The 17,876-nt window shown below is 57.6% G+C and carries 21 protein-coding genes; 3 read left to right on the top strand and 18 right to left on the bottom strand.

Annotated features, from left to right (window positions below):
- Nucleotides 1-118: 118 nt before the first annotated feature.
- The 12 genes from ACIK7D_RS06080 to ACIK7D_RS06135 all read right to left on the bottom strand — a co-directional run bounded on the left by ACIK7D_RS06080 (nt 119) and on the right by ACIK7D_RS06135 (nt 6,803).
- Nucleotides 119-385: a hypothetical protein gene (locus ACIK7D_RS06080; RefSeq protein ID WP_400155846.1), complete on the bottom strand. Its 267-nt coding sequence runs from the start codon at nt 383-385 to the stop codon at nt 119-121.
- A gap of 1 nt (nt 386) precedes the next feature.
- Nucleotides 387-683 (bottom strand): hypothetical protein, encoded by a 297-nt coding sequence (locus ACIK7D_RS06085; protein WP_400155847.1) that lies wholly within the window; start codon nt 681-683, stop codon nt 387-389.
- Complete coding sequence (locus ACIK7D_RS06090; protein ID WP_400155848.1) at nt 683-991, bottom strand: DUF6074 family protein; 309 nt, start codon at nt 989-991, stop codon at nt 683-685. The genes ACIK7D_RS06085 and ACIK7D_RS06090 overlap by 1 nt, the downstream gene beginning before the upstream one ends.
- The gene (locus ACIK7D_RS06095; RefSeq protein ID WP_179784090.1) at nt 988-1,146 is read right to left on the bottom strand and encodes a hypothetical protein; all 159 of its coding nucleotides are present in this window, start codon (nt 1,144-1,146) and stop codon (nt 988-990) included. The genes ACIK7D_RS06090 and ACIK7D_RS06095 overlap by 4 nt, the downstream gene beginning before the upstream one ends.
- A complete protein-coding gene (locus ACIK7D_RS06100) occupies nt 1,143-2,129 on the bottom strand; it encodes a hypothetical protein (RefSeq protein ID WP_400155849.1) in 987 nt (328 codons plus the stop codon). The genes ACIK7D_RS06095 and ACIK7D_RS06100 overlap by 4 nt, the downstream gene beginning before the upstream one ends.
- Nucleotides 2,126-2,755 (bottom strand): hypothetical protein, encoded by a 630-nt coding sequence (locus tag ACIK7D_RS06105; RefSeq protein WP_400155850.1) that lies wholly within the window; start codon nt 2,753-2,755, stop codon nt 2,126-2,128. The genes ACIK7D_RS06100 and ACIK7D_RS06105 overlap by 4 nt, the downstream gene beginning before the upstream one ends.
- Nucleotides 2,756-2,933: 178 nt before the next feature.
- Nucleotides 2,934-3,398 (bottom strand): hypothetical protein, encoded by a 465-nt coding sequence (locus tag ACIK7D_RS06110; RefSeq protein ID WP_400155851.1) that lies wholly within the window; start codon nt 3,396-3,398, stop codon nt 2,934-2,936.
- Nucleotides 3,395-3,679: a hypothetical protein gene (locus tag ACIK7D_RS06115; protein ID WP_400155852.1), complete on the bottom strand. Its 285-nt coding sequence runs from the start codon at nt 3,677-3,679 to the stop codon at nt 3,395-3,397. Before ACIK7D_RS06115 ends, ACIK7D_RS06110 begins: the two co-directional genes overlap by 4 nt.
- A 150-nt stretch (nt 3,680-3,829) precedes the next feature.
- The gene (locus ACIK7D_RS06120) at nt 3,830-4,042 is read right to left on the bottom strand and encodes a helix-turn-helix transcriptional regulator (protein ID WP_400155853.1); all 213 of its coding nucleotides are present in this window, start codon (nt 4,040-4,042) and stop codon (nt 3,830-3,832) included.
- Between the two features lie 96 nt (nt 4,043-4,138).
- A complete protein-coding gene (locus ACIK7D_RS06125; protein ID WP_400155854.1) occupies nt 4,139-5,074 on the bottom strand; it encodes a hypothetical protein in 936 nt (311 codons plus the stop codon).
- The gene (locus ACIK7D_RS06130; RefSeq protein WP_400155855.1) at nt 5,074-6,270 is read right to left on the bottom strand and encodes a tyrosine-type recombinase/integrase; all 1,197 of its coding nucleotides are present in this window, start codon (nt 6,268-6,270) and stop codon (nt 5,074-5,076) included. Before ACIK7D_RS06130 ends, ACIK7D_RS06125 begins: the two co-directional genes overlap by 1 nt.
- Nucleotides 6,271-6,539: 269 nt before the next feature.
- Nucleotides 6,540-6,803: a hypothetical protein gene (locus ACIK7D_RS06135; RefSeq protein ID WP_400155856.1), complete on the bottom strand. Its 264-nt coding sequence runs from the start codon at nt 6,801-6,803 to the stop codon at nt 6,540-6,542.
- 260 nt (nt 6,804-7,063) lie between these two features.
- On the opposite strand from ACIK7D_RS06135, the gene ACIK7D_RS06140 reads away from it, so the two are divergent.
- Together ACIK7D_RS06140 and ACIK7D_RS06145 are read left to right on the top strand one after the other, a co-directional pair.
- The gene (locus ACIK7D_RS06140; RefSeq protein ID WP_020811433.1) at nt 7,064-7,222 is read left to right on the top strand and encodes a YqaE/Pmp3 family membrane protein; all 159 of its coding nucleotides are present in this window, start codon (nt 7,064-7,066) and stop codon (nt 7,220-7,222) included.
- A gap of 318 nt (nt 7,223-7,540) precedes the next feature.
- Complete coding sequence (locus ACIK7D_RS06145; protein ID WP_003519998.1) at nt 7,541-7,783, top strand: DUF982 domain-containing protein; 243 nt, start codon at nt 7,541-7,543, stop codon at nt 7,781-7,783.
- 95 nt (nt 7,784-7,878) lie between these two features.
- On the opposite strand, the gene ACIK7D_RS06150 is transcribed toward ACIK7D_RS06145, so the two are convergent.
- The 6 genes from ACIK7D_RS06150 to ACIK7D_RS06175 form a co-directional block, all read right to left on the bottom strand.
- Nucleotides 7,879-8,271 carry a PRC-barrel domain-containing protein gene (locus ACIK7D_RS06150; RefSeq protein ID WP_400155857.1) on the bottom strand — a complete coding sequence of 131 codons (393 nt, stop codon included), beginning with the start codon at nt 8,269-8,271 and terminating at the stop codon, nt 7,879-7,881.
- Nucleotides 8,272-8,401: 130 nt separating this feature from the next.
- Nucleotides 8,402-9,283, bottom strand: a complete 882-nt coding sequence (locus ACIK7D_RS06155; protein WP_020810555.1) for an AraC family transcriptional regulator — start codon at nt 9,281-9,283, stop codon at nt 8,402-8,404.
- Between the two features lie 109 nt (nt 9,284-9,392).
- A complete protein-coding gene (locus ACIK7D_RS06160) occupies nt 9,393-11,582 on the bottom strand; it encodes a TonB-dependent siderophore receptor (protein WP_400155858.1) in 2,190 nt (729 codons plus the stop codon).
- A gap of 179 nt (nt 11,583-11,761) precedes the next feature.
- Nucleotides 11,762-13,438: an ABC transporter permease gene (locus ACIK7D_RS06165; protein ID WP_400155859.1), complete on the bottom strand. Its 1,677-nt coding sequence runs from the start codon at nt 13,436-13,438 to the stop codon at nt 11,762-11,764.
- 73 nt (nt 13,439-13,511) lie between these two features.
- Nucleotides 13,512-14,528, bottom strand: a complete 1,017-nt coding sequence (locus ACIK7D_RS06170; RefSeq protein WP_003520003.1) for an extracellular solute-binding protein — start codon at nt 14,526-14,528, stop codon at nt 13,512-13,514.
- A gap of 149 nt (nt 14,529-14,677) precedes the next feature.
- Nucleotides 14,678-15,733 carry an ABC transporter ATP-binding protein gene (locus ACIK7D_RS06175; RefSeq protein WP_400155860.1) on the bottom strand — a complete coding sequence of 352 codons (1,056 nt, stop codon included), beginning with the start codon at nt 15,731-15,733 and terminating at the stop codon, nt 14,678-14,680.
- A 359-nt stretch (nt 15,734-16,092) separates the two neighbouring features.
- Here ACIK7D_RS06175 and ACIK7D_RS06180 point away from each other — a divergent pair, with 359 nt between their 5' ends.
- A complete protein-coding gene (locus tag ACIK7D_RS06180) occupies nt 16,093-17,805 on the top strand; it encodes a long-chain fatty acid--CoA ligase (protein WP_137452423.1) in 1,713 nt (570 codons plus the stop codon).
- Nucleotides 17,806-17,876 lie beyond the last annotated feature (71 nt).

The raw sequence follows: 17,876 nt of genomic DNA on the forward strand, positions 1-17,876 counted from the left end.
GAGGTTTTCACCAGGTGAGAAATTCCCACTTGATGCAAACCCGGCCACCAGAACGCCAGTGTCGGAAAATCCGATAGAGAGCTTTACACCAATGGTGGAAACCTGACTGTGCGGCAGGTTATGTCAGGCCCAGCCTGTCGCTGTAGAACCGTACTGCAGGATCATCCCGGCGATTGCTTCGGAGAAGGTCTAGGGCAGCGTCGTCGCCGCATAGGCGCATCTCCAGCGCGAGAACAGACACCTGCAACGGGGAATGCCGCTCGGGCTGCCGGCCGATACCGTATTGCCTCGCCCAGCGACGAATAGTTCGCTCCGGCTGCTGGGCAAGGTGCGCCGCTTCCTTCGTGCTGATGATTTCTTCGGGGAGGATGGGCACCGGCTTCATGTCAGGCGTTGCCCTGGCTGGCGCCCATCGCCTCCGCGAGTTCAACCGAGCGGGTGAAGAACGCTTCTGCAAAGGCGGCACCGGCTATCTCTGATACTTCCGATCCATATGGAGCGATGATTTCAGCGCATTCCTTGAACGCGCACTCAACCATGAACTTCACCTCATCGAGCGACCACGGAAACGAGTATTCCAGAACCACACGCTCCGCGAGTTGCCTTCCAGCTTTGTCCATGGCTGCAAACACTGGCGCGGCGGTGGCCTCGAAACGAGCGATTTCAATTTCAATGTTTTCCATCACGCCGCCCCCTTCGGATCAGTCGGGTTTTCAATTTGCCGTCTCTTTTTTGCCCGCCGGTTGATTTCCTTCTGCACGGCCTCGCGGAAGGCAAGCACATGCCCGGATATCTCGGCGTCAGTGCATCCGTGTTTGGTCAGCCGTTTGCGGAGATTGTCCACGATGACGCGCCAATACCGAGCTCGAGCTTCCTGATTGGGCTGATCGAGGTATTTATCAGCGACGTGCCGCACCCTGCCAATCTGCGCCGGCAGCGGGAACACGATCAGCTTGAACGGCGGTGGCTCGGGGAGCTTCAGCTTTGTCATGCCACCTTCCGCTTCATAGGGATGACATACCCGCCTTTGGGACGCGGTACGTTGTAGATAGTTTCCATGACCGCCTTGTCGATCAAGGCCGGGACAAGATTGATAACGTTGCTTGGCTTCGCATCCGCCCATTCGAACAAACTCAGTTGCGTCATGCGCGTACCCTCTGGCTCAAATCCCAGTCCTCGATGTCAAATGGCGTGAGGTCTCCGTCCATCAACCTTTCGAGGCATCGCTTCAGTTCGGCAGTTGGGCATCCACGGCTGACGAGAAAAGACCGGCCTTCATCGATGGTCTTTGGTTTGGGAAACGGTTTCGTCATCGAGAGCGTCACGGTTTTATCGCCGTCGTTCGTATTGGCATGGCCGTGGCGCTCCCCTCGCGCGCGCGCAGCGTCATACTCAGACGGAGATGGAAGAGTCTGGCTCGATGTCAGCGATGAATTCGTAACCTGAGTTATTTGGGCTTTGGAAGGGAGGGGTTCACCATTTCGGTTATGAACGCCTGTGGTTGGGTCCGTTGTGTTATCCATAGACATGTCTGTAGTGGGACTTCCGGTCCACCCCATATCTGGTGTGGAAGTGGGACTTCCGGTCCACGACGGAATTGCGTTCATGAAAAGCCATTCTTCGAGAGCCGGATCTGTCGCGACATCGCGAGAATCTTTGGAATCGAAAGGAGCGTAACGGCGTCGGCGTTCATTAGCCTTTATTCTTCCACGCTCCCGGTCTTGTTCCGATATTGGTAGGCCCGTTGTGTGCCTGTTCGCTACTTCACCGCTGGCGAGTTCATCCAGCGCCCACTTTTCCGATAGGTAATAAACCTTCGCGTTGGCGGTGGCTTTATTGGGCGTTAGGCTCCGAATGCGAGCTTGGTGCCCTTTCGGAAGATGAGCGAAAGGGGCCGGATAGATTGCTCCAATCCTTTCGAGGTACGTCAGCAAGCCATGAACGTTTCGCACAGAGCAATCCAGAACATCGGCTATCTCAGCTTGGCTGGACCAGCACACCCTCATTGCCTGGTCGGCCTTGAAGGTGATGTAGGACAACAGGTCACGATGGATTTTGCGCTTGCGAAGCTCGGCGCAGGCAAACATCCCAGCCTGAAAAGTGGTTTTCCAATTGGGCTTCTTTTTCAATTCGCGGCGCTCCAATTAGACAAGGTTTTGCCGCTTACGCCGTTCCGGAGTTTCACATTCGCCATTTCCCGATCGGTGAGCCTAATCACGCCGTCGGCGCGGTCGAGCAGCACGCCGCCATCTGGGACTTCAGACAGCATAAGCATTGCGCAGCGATGGGTTTGAGAGATTGCTTCGAGCTTGTTCGCCACCGCATAAGAGCGCTGAACATCGTGCTCGATCCCTTCACCGAAGCAGCTTGAAAGGCTGTCGATGACGATCAGTGCAGGAGGCTTTCCAAAGACCGATTTGAACTCTATCGCATCCGACGCAATGATGCCGATTACATCGTTCGCTGATACGCCGGCACCCACTTCGGTGCTTCCAATTGAAAGGATCTCACTGTCGGGCTCAAACTCGACCATAGGGCCGACGAGACGATAGGCGTTATCCGTGATGTACAGTACCCCGCCTTCGTCGCCGCTGGTCGCTACGATGCGCGAAAGGGAGCAGGCAGCATGGCTCAGACCTGAGCCATGTTCACCGCAAAGGACATTCACGCCGACCGGCAGGAAACCGGGGATGAGCTCCCTACGGCGAGGCGGGCAGAAATCCAAGACGTTGTTGATCTGGGCGAGCGTTTTCAATGCGCACCCCCTGCCCGATACCGAACCGCCAGCGCGCAAGCCTGCGATGCCTGCACGGCGGTAAGCCCGAAGCGGGTTTTCACTTCCCGGATGACATCTTGCCGAGGCTCCTGCCCTGCAATCCACCGGGACGCAGCTGTCACCGCCTCGTCAACTTCCTTACGTTCTGTGGGTTTGTTCATGCGTGCACCTCTGGGAAAGAGGTTGCCGACAGTTCCACTACGCGCTCGATGAAGCCGACCCTTGCGCCATTCGTCATTTCGCAGACGAGATCCATTGTGAATTCGTCGTCATCGTCGCGGGAGATTTCAGAGAGAAACCAGTCCACCACAAGGTCAACCATCGCCACAAGCTTCTCTCGCGACCACGGCAGCGGTGACTGCAGGATTTCTACCTCGGCCTGCCGCGCGCCCTTAACCTTCGCCTTGCTGACCAGTTCGACCCTTCGGGCATCCAGTTCGATCTGCTTGAGTTCAGACGCCTTCACCCGCTCGGAAATCGCGGACATGGCTGCTTCCTGAAACTGAGGCTCGGTCAGGCAGAAGCGGTCTTTGATTTCGTTCAGGCTCGCCACTGTGGCATGCTCGAAATCCAGAGCCTTGAAAGCCTCAGTTGCCGCGTCTATGCGTTCGCTGCTCCTCATGCCGCTTCTCCCTGCTCGATCACCTCGACATTGATGCGCAGGACATACCGGGCATGATGGCCGGGGAATGGGCCGCCGTGCGGTTCGTGGATCGTCTCGACCAGCAAACCATAGCCGCGCAGCCGATGGACGTAGTGTGACCATCTGGGGCCAGGTGCATTGAATGGCGTGCATCCAGTCTCGCCGGCTTCCAGCAGTTTGCGCATCGCCCACGCTTCACGTCCGCGCAGATGCAGGACGCGGTTTTCTTCACCAAATCGGATTGAGAGCTTTACCGTCATCGACGTGCCTTTCGCTTTCGCGGATCGGGCAGCCGACACACTGGACAGCAGCGCTCAAGGCCACTATCTTCAAGGCGTTCCGATCCAGAGAATTGAGACGTTCGACCCGGTGGGCGTGTGCAAGCGCCGCCGGGTTACTGATGAGGGACATCAGGCAGCCCTCTGGGCCTTTGCCGCTTCGATTACGGCGCTGATGTCCGACTGCTGCCAGCGAGACAGCGAGCCAATCTTCAATGGTCGGGGAATAGTGCCGTCTTTAACGCGCCGCCATACAGTCGGCACGCTGACGCGCAGCTGGGCGGCCACTTCCTTGTCACGAAGCAAGGTGTCGGCCGATCCTGTTTCAGTCTGTGTGATCCTCATTTCATCGCCTCGATATCGGTTGATATGAGGTGATTGTTCATGAACGGATCAGGAACAAATAGTCTGCACGATTTAAAAAACCTATTCGAATAGGCGCTATGAATTCCTCTTTCGTGGACCGGGAGAGGATAAAGCACTGTTTTTCTTAACCGCGTCTGACCACGCCTTTTCGCACTGCCGATCAGAAATTTCGTATTCAGCGCACACCAAGGATTTGATTTCCCGCTTAGTAATGCCGGGTGTGTCCCTTGCGATCCTCAGAATCGCATTAACCGGGCTGTCCTTGACGCTTCTTAAGGGGGCCTCTCTGGGCCTTGAGGTAAGCTCCTTAAGCCACTCGGACGGAGCCATGATGGTACAGCCATCAAATGGCATAAGCGGCCTCAATGCCGACAGGTCAACAACATCTGATTCCAGTTGGCTCAGGGTTCTTCGATCTACGATGCGCTCTATGCCGGCCATCGAAAGCAGCCTGACGCTGTCTCTTAGCCCCCTGAACCCTTCCTCAAAGCACCTGATCGAGCCAAGGTCCAGTGTGCTCGTTTTCCAGTTCACGATAGGTGCTGTCCTGTGGAAATTTTGAAACGATAGCTTCCGGGGAATGAAACATTGTGAGGCCAAGAACAATTCGACCCAATAGTCATTCGTCAACGCTTCCAGAAATGCATCAACATTCTGGGTTCCATCAAGTCTCTGACCATACTTGGCTACAAGCGCTAGTTCAAAATCGTGGCTGAAGGTGATGCGAGGATCGAGGGCGGCAACCGAGATATCCATCAATACGCCGTCCGGCCGTAGTACCTTGGGCTTTTTTCCAGCATCGTGATACTTTGCGGAAAATAGCTCGTAAACCGCAAGCTGCGCCGCTATTTCGCAATTCCAGTCTGCAAACGGAAACTGCGGGCGAGGTTCCTCTTTTTTCTGGGCATCCTCAATTCGTTTCCATCTTTCTTCGCGGACGGGCGTGGAAAAAACGCTCTTTGCGGCCCTCCAAAAAACATTGATCGGCTCGTAGCCTTCAACGCAAATCATCACACACCTTTTACCAGTTGAAGCACCTGGCCATTCCGCCCGGTGACGTGTTTCGCCCAGCGCTGCAAAAGCTTGCGCCGTTGTTCCAGAAAGTCAGTCCGTCGATATGCGCGCTCAACCTTGCCGCCGACGATATGGCCCAGCGTCGTTTCAGCCACATCATGCGGCGTGTCCGTTGCCTCTGCGATCCAGTCTCGAAGCGACGAGCGGAAACCGTGTGGGCGATAGGGCATCTCCGCGCGCTCCATGTGCCTCGACATCGTAGCGTCGGAAATCACGCCCTTCTTGATGCTGGGAAACAGGAAGCCATCCCGAGATATCGGCATGGCGGCATTGATGATTTCGAGCGCTTCAGGAGTAAGAGGCACGCGGAAATCTGGCGTCTTGCCCTTTCGCCCTTTCATGTCTTCGCCGGGGATCGTCCACACGTCCCCGTCGATCTGGTCGATATGAAGGAAGCGCAACGGCCGGGATCGAACACCGGTAAGGATCAGCAGGCGAAGTGCGAGATGAGTTATCGAGCCTTCGGACAGGCCTTGATAGAACGCCGGCACCTCAGCCCACGGCATGGCCGGGATGTTGGTTGCTTCATGTCGCTGTTGCCCTAGCAGGGCTCTCGCCTTGTCTGTTGCCTGAATATCAACATCCAATCCCAAGGCAGCGGCATGACGAAAGCATATGGCGAGGCGGTTGAGAGCCTTACGAGCCGTCTCTGCCTTGGAATGCCATATAGGGGAAAGCGTGTCGCGGATCATGGTTTGATCCACCTCAGCGACCGGCACCTTGCCGAGCTTCGGAATGACGTGCAGTTCAAGCGGGCTATACCATCGGCCAGCCTTGCCGTCGCCCTTGAGTTCGGCCTTGCGGCTCTCATAGGCATCTTCCGCAATGTCTTTGAGCAAATGGAGGCGTTTGGCCGATTCCCGCTTCGAGCGTTCCCGTTCTTTGATAGGGTCTCGACCAGCGCGAACAACAGCCCGCCAGCGTTCCGCCTCTTCCCTCGCCTCTTTCAATGAAACGTCAGATATCGCACCCAAGCCCATTTCACGGCGGCGGCCATGGACCGTGATCCTGAGCACCCATTGCCCGCCGCCATCCTCACGCTTGAAAAGCCATAGGCCTCCGCCATCGGAATACTTCCCGGCTTGGGAGTGCTTCACCGAAGCGGCAGACAATTTGTTGAGGGAGCGCACCATTTATCAATCCACCTTCCAATCCACCTTTTGTTTTGAGGATCGGTGATAACGATTGATAATGCATGATGGTGAACGAAACAAGAATAAAGGCTGATTACCGGGGTATTTGATAACCGATGATCATCAACGATAATCGATGACATTGCAGTTCAATGCCCGTAAGCGGCACCATTTTTCTCCCAGACTATTATCTGAATAGACACGCGCTGTCAGGACCAGCCCGAGTCATATGGCCGGCCGTGCAGACCGGCGAGATAAAAGCGCCGCGATTAACGAACAATCACGCCGTACTGACCGTAATACGGTGGGCGCGGGCGGTGGCGATAGTCACCGCGCGAGTCCCTGCGATCCCGCCACTCTCTGTGTTGCCGCCAGTTCCGGCGGTCATAGTCGCGGTAATATCTGTCTCGATCATAAGCCCGATAATAGACGCCGGACGAATAATATCCGCCCGTGCGGTAACCGCCATCGTCAACGCATCCGCTCAGGATGCCGACCGACAAGAGGCAGATTGCTGCGGTTAGAATCTTCATTAACTCATCTCCCAATAACGGACCTCAACGTCTGTCCGTGTCCTCGGTTCCGTTAGGAAGAGTGATGCGGCAGGCCTGAACGAGGGCTGAATGACCGGTCGCTCTGACCTGATGCGTCATACGGGAGTGGGTTCATCAGAATTGGCGGCTTCCGGCTGCCGGCTACACCGATGGAAGGAAGGTATTCGTCGTCACGCTGAAACCAACCGGGCTCCACTCACGTTGATTGTCTAGTTTTGGTTAACTTGAAAGCTCTCACCGTGGACGTCATTCGTATTCTGATCGCCATCATTCTCCCGCCCGTCGGTGTGTTTCTTCAGGTCGGACTCGGCCTGCATTTCTGGCTGAATATTCTCCTGACGCTGTGCGGTTATGTTCCCGGCATCATCCACGCCATCTGGGTGATCCTGCGCAGGTGACATTCGCCTTTTATCAACGATGAAGCGTCCGCAACATTTTAGTACGTGATTAAATTCTCATTGGCTGCTGGAACCTCGTCTTCTCCCTCACGTTATGGTGATGACACCAGCCAAGGAGAAAATCATGAATCAGATCATCTACATCGTCGGCCTCGTCGTCATCGTCCTGGCGATCCTGTCGTTTTTCGGCTTCCGCTGATCCCCGTTGTCAATTCGATCGCTTGCGCATATCCTAAGCAGCAGTGACACACGACTGCGTTCATGGGTTGCTTCGCTGTCGGGTGTATTTCGGGATCGCGTTGCTCTGGGAGGTGCACGATGAAGAACGAGAGATGGACAGAACCTGTCGAGGTCAATCTCGAGGCGAATGGCAAGAGTGTCATCGCCGGCCCCTTCGAAGCTTTGACATTATTGACCGAAGGCTGGCCCAAAATTGGCGGATTGAGCTTCGTGAGAGCGAGAAGCGCCTGCCGCGCCGCCCTTGACGGACGTAAATCGCCCGAGGAAGCACGAAAGTGCTTCACAGACGCGGTTTCCGAGATGCAGAAAAACCCGCATTGACGCCCCCAAAAGAAAACGGCTCCTGAAAAGGAGCCGTTCTTTTATTTGCCACGCTTTCGGTGATCAAACAGCCGGAAGCGCTTTTTTCCTGGGCCTTACATCCAATAGGGTGCGACGCCGTAATAATCATAGACCTTGCGGTCCTTGGCGTTCAGCAGGTCGTCATCATCCAGATTGGCGAAGTGCGGCGCGTTTTCGATCTCTTCCTTGGTGAGATCGATGCGGTAGCCGTCGAGTTCTTCGTCGTAGTGCAGCTTTTCCCAAGGCAGCGGATAATAGTCGTCACCGATGCCGAGGAAGCCGCCAAAGCTCAACACCGCATAGGCCACGCGCCCGCCGCGCTTTTCCAGGATGATGCGCTGGATCGAGCCGATATGCTTGCTGTCGGCGCCGTAAACACGGGTGCCTTCCACCTTGTCGCTGGCGATCAGGCTCGGCGTATCCTTGACATATGGGTCCTGTCCGGCGCGGGGTTCCTGATGCATCATGTGCCTTTCCTCCTTGATTTTCCTCGTTTGTGTCACGTCTGGTAAACCCCTCGACGGACAATTCGTTCCGCGGCGTTTCAGGCGCCGCGGCGGGAATTTTTTTGAAGCAGAATGGAACGAAAAGGCGCCTTTATTGGCGGATTTTCTGCCAGACAGAGGGAGAAACACCGACCATCTTGCGAAAGACGCGGGAGAAATGCGCCTGATCCGAAAAACCGGCGGCAATGGCGATGTCGGTCAGCGCCATGTCGGTCCGCATCATCAGTTCCTTGACGCGATCGATGCGCGCCTGCATCTGCCATTGGTGCGGCGGCACGCCGGTTGAGGCCTTGAAGGCATGGCTGAAATGCGATTGCGACAGGTTGGTGAGTTCCGCAAGTTCCTCCAGCCGGATCGACCGCAGGCAATGTTCGCGAATGTAATCCGTGGCCGCCCTCAACTGCCAGGCGGCGAGCTTGCTGCGTTTTTTGACCGGCTCCCGCTTCACTTTCAGGAAATCCGTCAATAGCGCCAGCACGAGGCTTTCGCCATAAAGGTCATGCAGCGGATCGGGATTATCGCATTCGGCGGCAATCAGTCGCGCCAGCGCCAGCAGGCGCTCATCCTCGAACATCAGATGCGGATCGAGCAGGCTGTGCGGGTCGAAGCCCTGCACCAGGCGGGCACCCAGCAATCCCGCATCGAAATGCAGATCGAGATGGCGCACGAAGGAGACGTTGCTCAGTTCGGCATGCACATCCAGATCGGCGGGCACGAAGGAAATACGGTTCGCCTTGGACGAGCCGTAATTATCGCGACGGCAACGGTTCATCATGAACCGGCCGTCATCCGTCCCGTCCATATCCAGCAGGAAAACAAAGCGCGGATCCTTGCCGACATAACGGCCGCCCGCCTTCGGGGCGCAACGCACATCCCAGAGATCGGCGACGATGCCGTTCCACACACGCGAGCGCGGGCCGCCGATGACGGCAAAGCCCTCAATCTCATTTTCCATCCGCACGCGGAAAGCCATGGCCTCTCGATCCCGCAGGGCGCCATGGCGCCACTATAAACATGATAAATCTATTCATGTTTATAGTGGCAAACTGCTTTCCCCGCAACCGCCAGCCTTCGGCCAGGCCTCACCACTTCTTGGAAAGCTTGAAGGTGATGGTGCGGCTATCGCCCCAGCCGCAGACGGAGACGCCGGCGCAGCTCTTCACATATTCCTTGTCGAAGACATTGGCGACGTTGATCGATGCGGTCCAGTCGTTCTTCTCGTAGCGGATTGCGGCGTCGAAGACGGCGGCATCCGGAACGCGCAGCGTATTTGCCTCATCCGCCCAGGATTTGCCCTGATACCGTACGCCGCCGCCGAGGCTCAGGCCTTCCAGCGCGTCTGTGGTGAAGGCATAGTCCAGCCACAGCGAGGCGGTGTGGGCGGGCACGATCCATGGCGATTTCCCGATAAGGTTAGGATTGGCATCGCGGGTAATCTCGAGATCCGTATAGGAATAGGAGGCGAGCGCCTTCCAGTTGTCGGTGAGATTGGCCTTGGCCTCCAGCTCGAAGCCGGTGGATTCCACCTGCCCGAACTGACCGCTCGTGGTCACACCACCGGCCGTATAGGAAACGATGGCATTGTCCTTGACCAGCTTGAAGACGGAGGCCGTGATGCTGCCGTCGAAGAGGGTCGGCTCATATTTGATGCCGGCCTCGAACTGGTGTCCCTCTTCCGGCGAAGCGGGAGTGCCATCCGCAAGCGTATCGATGAGCGGATTGAAGAAAGTGGCCGCCGATACATAGGGTGTCAGCCCATTGTCGAATTCATAGGCGAGACCGGCGCGGCCGCTCAGCGCATCGTCATTCGAGCGGCGGGAGAGGCCGGCAGGGAGCCTATTGTTCAGTTCCGTATCCACATAGTCGTAACGGCCATTCAGCGTGACCAGCCAGCCATCACCGAAACGCAGTTGGTCCTGCGCGTAGATGCCGATCTGCTGCTGGGTCACGATATTGTCGGCATAAACGAAATTCGTTCCCTGCGTCGAGCCATAGACCGGGTTGAGCGCACCGATTGCATTCGATCCGCAGCAGGCCTGCACCTGGTCCAGCCGGTAATATTTATAGTCGAGACCGAAGAGCAGCGAGTGATTGACCGCGCCGGTATCGAACTGGCCTTCGACCCGGTTATCGACGCCGAAACTGTCGACTTTCGACACGCCATCGTAACCGAAGCGGGTCAGCATATAGTCGTTGGTGGTGGCATCGAGGATCGGCTGGCCGTTTGCATCTGTATTGGCCCAACCGCCGGCATAGGGGCCGGTCTCGTGCTTGTAGAGGTGGCCATAACGGGCGTTCTGGCTGATCTTCCAGCCATTGTCGAATTCATGACTGACCTCGTAACCCACCATGGACTGGTAGACGCGGCCATTGTCGATATCCGGCTCGCCATAAAACGCCTTGCGGTCGAGCTTGCCGAAGGGCGCGTCTACCACTGTGCCGACATAAGGCAGGAAGCCGTTGCCGATATGAACCTGATCGAGCGCCGAGAAATAGCCGTAGAGCGTCGCGCTTGTCTGCGCGTCCGGCTCGAAGGTGATCTGCGGCATGATGAAGCCGCGTAAATCCTCGGAATAATCGGTGTAATTGTCGCCGCCGGAGACCTTGCCGGTGACGCGGTATTTCCACACCCCTTCACCATCCACCTTGTCGCCGAGATCGAAACCGAAGAAGGCATTGCCGAAATTATTGATGCCGATTTCCGTTTCGCGCACCGGCTCATCCTGCGTGCGCTTGCGGACCATCTGCACGATACCGCCGGGATTGGCGCCGCCATAAAGCACCGAGGCCGGACCTTTCAGAATTTCCACACGCTCCAGACCGTAGGCATCCATCTGGAAACCGCCGAAACCGTAGCTGAACAGGTTCAGACCATCCAGAAACACGCCGGTCTGGGTGGCCTGAAAACCGCGAATATAAATCCAGTCCGTATCCGGGTCCGTGCCGAAGGGCTCCGCCGTCACACCGGGGGTGTAACGCAGCACCTCGTCGATTTTCGTCACTGCGCCGCGGTCATCCATTTCCTGGCGGCCGACGACCGACACGGATTGCGGAATATCCCTGGTTTCCGTCTCGGTTTTCGAACCCGTCGCGCTCTTCTTCGCAACATAACCCCGGACCGGACCTGTGGTGTTTTCCACACCCTGCCCTTCAACGGTAATCTGCTGCAGAACGGTCGTGCCTTGCGCGTGGCCCATCGCTGGCGCCAGCAAAACAACGGCGGCCGTGCCCAAAGCCAGACGGCTCAAAAACATCCCATGCAAATTTTTCAAGATATGCCCCGAAACAGATCGCGGCCGATGTCCATATCCGACAGGCCGCGGCACCTCAATTAAGCTGAGTATTTACATCAGGATTAAGGCAGGATGCTTGTCGTTTTCTGGCGGGATTTGAAGCTTATTGGCCTCTCGCACAGTTTTACGCCCGTCATTTATCGGACAGGGCTCCGATATCAGCCCTTGCGCCGGCCGATCCTTGCAAGCTGCATGACCGGAAGCATGCCGATGACGACGATTGCCAGCGCTGCGATTGCCGCTTCCTCATAGGTGCCGCGCGCCGCTTCGCCATAAAGATGGGTAGCGAAGGTTTCGAAATTCAGCGGCCTCAACAAAAGCGTGGCGGGAAGCTCCTTGACGCAATCGACGAAGATCAGCAGCGCCGCTGCCGCAAGCGACGCCCTGGAAAGCGGCAGATGAATCTGGCGGAATGTCTGCGTCGCGGATCGCCCGAGCGTTCGCGAAGCGTGATCGAAGGATTGCGGTATGCGGCTGAGGCCGGCATCCACACCGCCCGCCGCAATGGTGAGGAAACGCGCCGAATAGGCATAGATCAGCGCCGCGCCGCTGCCGATGAAAATGAGGCCGGTAGAGATGCCGAACCAGTCACGCATGGTCTGGTCGACAAACCGGTCGAAGCCGCCAAGCGCGATCAGCACGCCGATGGCGATGACCGTGCCGGGGGCCGCATAACCGACCGTCGAAAGCCGGTAGGACCAGAGCGATAGACGTCCCGGTGCAAGGCGCATGGCGTAAGCAACCGCAAGGCCGAGGATAAGGGTGATAACCGTCGCCAGCCCGGCAAAGACGATCGTGTTCAGAGCCTCATCGGCAAAACGGGCGGAGAGGCCGCTGAAACGGAACCGTTTCCATGCCTCGATGACGAGATAGCTGGCCGGCACCACAAAGCCGATCAGGACCGGCAAACCGCCGAGCACGAAGGCGAACCAGCCCTTCAGGCCGTTAAGCCGTAGCGGCTCCAGTTCCCTGCTTTTCTGCGCCGAAACGGCATAACGCTGCTTGCGTCGCGCCCAGCGCTCGAGCGCCACGAGAGCGACAACGATGAACAGCATGGAGAGCGCAATCTGCGCCGCACCCGGCAGGTCGGATTTCGTGACCCAGGTGGTGTAGACGGAAACGGTGAGCGTGCGGACGCCGAGGAATTCCGATGCGCCTATATCATTCAGCGCTTCCATCAGGGCAAGGCTGATGCCGACCGCAATCGCCGGGCGCGCCAGCGGCACCGCCACCTTGAAGAATGCCGCGCGTCTGGAAACGCCAAGCGTGCGTGCCGCTTCCAGCAGGTTGCCCGCCTGCGTCAGGAACATGGCGCGCACGGGAATATAGACATAGGGAAACAGCACGAAGCCGAGAAGGACGATGCAGCCCGTCATGGACCTTATGTCCGGCAGACGAAATTCGCGCGGGCTGGAATAACCGAGCAGCCAGCGGATCGCGCCCTGCACCGGTCCGATGGGATGCAGAATATCCAGATAGGCGTAAGCGACGATATAGGTAGGCATGGCCAGCGGCAGCAGCAGCGCCCATTCCAATATTTTGCGGCCGGGAAAATCATAGGCGGTGACCAGCCAGGCGGCATAGGTTCCGACGACACCGGCCAGTAGCCCGACCCCGGCGAGAAGGATCGCCGTATCCGGAAGCGCCGTCCAGAGCACGGTCGAGCCTAGATGCGCCCACAGGCCTTCAGAACCCTGCAAGGCCTGCGATACAAGCGCCAGAACCGGCACCATGGCGCCACAGACCGCCAGCACGGAGAGGCACAGCCACCAGAAGGAGGATGAAAACCTGGCTCGGGCACGAGGTGTCAATGGCTGGATGGCGTCTGGATTCATGTGCTTCTGGAAAATACGCGGAAAGGCGCCCGCGGATGCGAACGCCTTCCACCATGTTATCGCTGATTGGCCTTTACTTGTCGAAACCGACCTTGTCGACCAGCTCGCTCGCCTGCTTGCGATGCGAGACGATTTCCGTCAGCGGCTTGTTATCGATCTTCAGCGTGCCGAAAGAAGCGATGATCTCGTTGAGAGCAGCACCCTGCTTGACCGGATATTCGTAGTTGGCTTCAGCATAGATCTTCTGGGCTTCGTCGGAGACGAGATATTCCAGCAGCTTGACGGCTTCCGCCTTGTTCGGAGCGTTCTTGGCCACAGCCGCGCCGCTGATATTGACCTGCGTGCCGCCATTCTTGAAGGTCGGCAGAACCACCTTGATGGCGTCGCCCCACTTCACCTGCTCCTCGCCGCCCTTGCCCGAGCGCATCAGGCCGACATAATAGGAGTTGGCGATGCCGATATCGCAAATGCCGCCGAGGATGTCCTTGGCGACATCGCGGTCGCCGCCGCCTGCCTTGCGGGCCAGGTTTTCCTTGACGCCGGCAAGCCACTTCTCGGTGTCCGCAGCGCCGTAATGGGCGATGTAGTCGGCAAAGAGCGCCGTGTTATAGGGATGCTGGCCGGCGCGAATGCAGACCTTGCCCTTCCACTTCGCATCCGCCAGATCTTCATAGTTGAAGGAAGCGAGATCGACATCCTTCGCCGCATAAAGAACGCGGGCGCGCATGGAGAGCGCGAACCAATGGCCCTTGGCGTCGCGAAGTTCAGCCGGGATAGCCTTGGTCAGGGTTTCGGATTCGACCGCCTGGGTGACGCCCTTTTCAGCGAGATCGACGAGGTTGCCGGCATCCACCGTCATCAGAACGTCGGCAGGCGAGCTTGCGCCCTCGCTCAGAACGCGCTCGGCAAGACCGTCCTTCAGAAACACGGTGTTGACCTTGACGCCGCTCGAGGCGGTGAAGGAGTCCAGCAGCGGCTGGATCAGGCCCGGTTCGCGGGTGGTGTAGATGTTGAGCTCCGCGGCGCCGGCCGTTCCGGCCGCAAAGGCAACCGTGCTGGCAAGCAGGGCAAATCTGGTAAATTTCGTCATGTTTAGTCTCCCTCTCCGATAGCGGCATATAGAGGGAGCAGACATCATACATGATGACCCAAATCAAGTTTTATTTCTCTGTTTTTCAGGCGGATTCGATCACCAAGAGTTGAAAAATGGAGCGGAAATAAACATGCAAATCCGCTCACTCAACTTGCAGTAAATATCAGCACTCCCTTGGGATCGATACCGAAGCGCACGGCCGTCGTCCGGGCGGGTGTGCGCTGCATCGTCCTGACACGCAGATCGGCCGACAATCCGGGTACGGCTATGCCAAGCTGCTCGATCTCCCCGAGGAAGACACGGCTCGATATTTCGCCGGCAATTCCTTCTTTCGCGGCGCCGTCCTCGATGATCGAAATCGCATTTGGGCGAACATAGGCGACGGCGGCGAGGCCGTCAGGCAGATCGGACGCATCGCCCAGAAGCCCGAGCGGCGTTTCGACGCGGCCCTGTCTCACCCGGCCTTCGATCTTGTTGAAGGCGCAGAAAAAATCGGCGGCATAACGGGTTTTGGGATGATCGTGGATTTCGTAACCCGTGCCGCTCTGCACGATGCGCCCGCGCTGCATCAGAACCACACGGTCGCCTGCGGAAAGCGCCTCTTCCGGATCATGGGTAACCATGATCGCTGTCGTGCCCAGTTGCCGCAACAGGCCGAGCGTTTCCTCACGCACGCTGTCGCGCAATCCCCTGTCCAGATTGGAAAAGGGCTCGTCCATCAGAAGCAGGCCGGGCTGTGGGGCAAGTGCGCGGGCAAGCGCCACACGCTGCTGCTCGCCGCCCGAAAGCGTATGCGGATAACGTTTCGCCAATTCCTGCAGGTGAACATGTTCGATCATCTCTGCGGCGCGGCGGCGGGCTTCCACCTTCGGCAAAGACCGAAGACCGAACATGACATTCTGCTCGACGGTCAGATGCGGAAACAGTGCATAATCCTGAAAGACAAAACCGATATTGCGCTTTTCCGGCTCGACGAAAACAGCGGGACCGGCAACGACAGCGCCGTTCAGGGAAACGCTGCCATGGTCCGGTGTCTCGACGCCCGCGACGATGCGCAGCAGGGTCGATTTTCCACAGCCGGAGCGTCCCACCAGACAAATGATTTCGCCGCGTTCGACGGAAAGATCGATATCGGACAGCACTTCCGTATCGCCGAATCTCTTCCCGACCGATTTCAGTTCAAGCGCTGCCCTGCCTGCCATTTCCAATCCTGCCCTGCTTTGCGAATTATGTTGATCGCTCAAATCAGGATTAAAGTCAAAAAAGCCGGGAAAAATGCTTTTGCCTTCACGAGTTGGCGAGATGTGCGGCAGCAATATTGACGTTTACGTTAGAGTTAAATAGGTTTCGCCGACGAGATGGACGTCGAGGGATTACGCGTCTATCATTCGTCACCGGGGAGCGAGAGGAGCGGTCGATCCGGTGACGCCACATGGGGTTCCCTCAAACCGGCCGATTGGGCCGGCTGAATGCGGGAGCTTCGTGAACATCAGGCAGCCGAAAGCGCCCTTCACGCGTTTCAAAAAATGCGCGGCGCGACAAAGACTCTGGGAGGAGAAGCATGAGTGAACTGTCCCTGGGACACCCGGAAAACGTCAGCGCAGAGAAGCGCTGGCTGGCATCCTATCCGCCGGGCGTACCTTCCGAAATCCCCGCATCCGCCCATGCCTCCCTTGTCGAACTTCTCGAAAAGAGCTGTGCGCAATTTGCCGACCGCAAGGCCTTTTCCAGCATGGGAAAGTCCCTGACCTATCGGGAACTGGACGCTGAAACCCGCGCGGTCGCTGCCTGGCTGCAATCCAGAGGGCTGGAAAAAGGCGACCGGGTTGCCGTGATGATGCCGAATATCCTGCAAAATCCCGTCGCCGTATACGGGATCCTGCGAGCGGGCATGATCGTGGTCAACGTCAATCCGCTCTATACCCCGCGCGAACTGGAACATCAGCTCAAGGATTCCGGCGCAAAGGCGATCTTCGTTCTGGAAAACTTCGCCCATGTGGCCCAGCAGGCGGTACCGAAAACAGCGGTGCGGCATGTGGTCGTCGCGGCGATGGGCGATCTCCTCGGCCTGAAGGGACATATCGTCAATCTGGTGGTTCGCAAGGTCAAGAAACTGGTGCCCGCCTACACCATTCCCGGTTCCATCAGCTTCAAGGCCATGCTGAAGGAAGGTCAGGGATTTTCGCTGAAGCCGGTCAGCCTCACGGCACAGGACATCGCCTTCCTGCAATATACCGGCGGCACGACGGGCGTATCCAAGGGTGCGGTTCTCACCCACGCCAATCTTCTGGCCAACAAGCTTCAGATCAGCCTGTGGCTGGACGCGGCCTTCAATGGCAAAAAAGACCGCCCGGAGGTTCTCAACTTCATCTGCGCGCTGCCGCTCTGCCACATCTTCGCCTTGACGGTGAATTCGCTGATGGGCATTGCGCTCGGCGGTCATAATCTGCTGATCGCCAATCCGCGCGACATTCCCGGCTTCGTGAAGGAACTGGCGCATTATCAGCCGCATGTCTTCCCAGGTATCAACACGCTTTTCAACGCGATGATGAACAACGAGGATTTCCGCAAGCTTGATCTGTCGTCGCTTATTCTGGTTCTCGGCGGCGGCATGGCGGTGCAAAGGCCCGTTGCGGAGCGCTGGCTTTCCATCGTCGGTTGCCCGATTGCCGAAGGCTACGGTCTCTCCGAGACATCCCCGGTCGCCACCGTCAACCGCCTCGATTCCACGGAATTCAGCGGCACCATCGGCCTGCCCATCTCCTCGACGGAAATCGATATTCGCGACGAGGACGGCAACAGCCTGCCGACAGGCGAAGTCGGCGAGATCTGCATTCGCGGGCCGCAGGTCATGGCCGGCTATTGGCAGCGGCCGGATGAAACCGCAAAAGCCATGACCGCCGACGGCTTCTTCCGTTCCGGCGACATGGGTTTCATGGACGAGCGCGGTTACACCAAGATCGTCGACCGCAAGAAGGACATGATCCTCGTTTCCGGTTTCAACGTCTATCCCAACGAGGTGGAAGAAGTGGCCGCCAGCCATCCCGGCGTGCTGGAATGCGCCGCCATCGGTGTTCCGGATGAACATTCCGGCGAAACCGTCAAACTTTTCGTCGTCAAGAAAGACCAGTCGCTCACGGAAGCGGAGCTCAAGGCCTTCTGCGCCAAGAACCTGACGAACTACAAAAGGCCGAAAATCATCGAGTTCCGCACCGAGTTGCCGAAATCGAATGTCGGCAAAATCTTGCGGCGCGAATTGCGCAATCTGAACTGATTGTCTCGTGCAATGGGGAGAGCCGGGCGACCGGCTCTTTCTTTCATCCCGGCCCTTTTCTTTTATCAAAG

The sequence above is a fragment of the Agrobacterium sp. P15N1-A genome (assembly GCF_044626815.1).
In the GTDB taxonomy this organism is placed as follows: domain Bacteria; phylum Pseudomonadota; class Alphaproteobacteria; order Rhizobiales; family Rhizobiaceae; genus Agrobacterium; species Agrobacterium leguminum.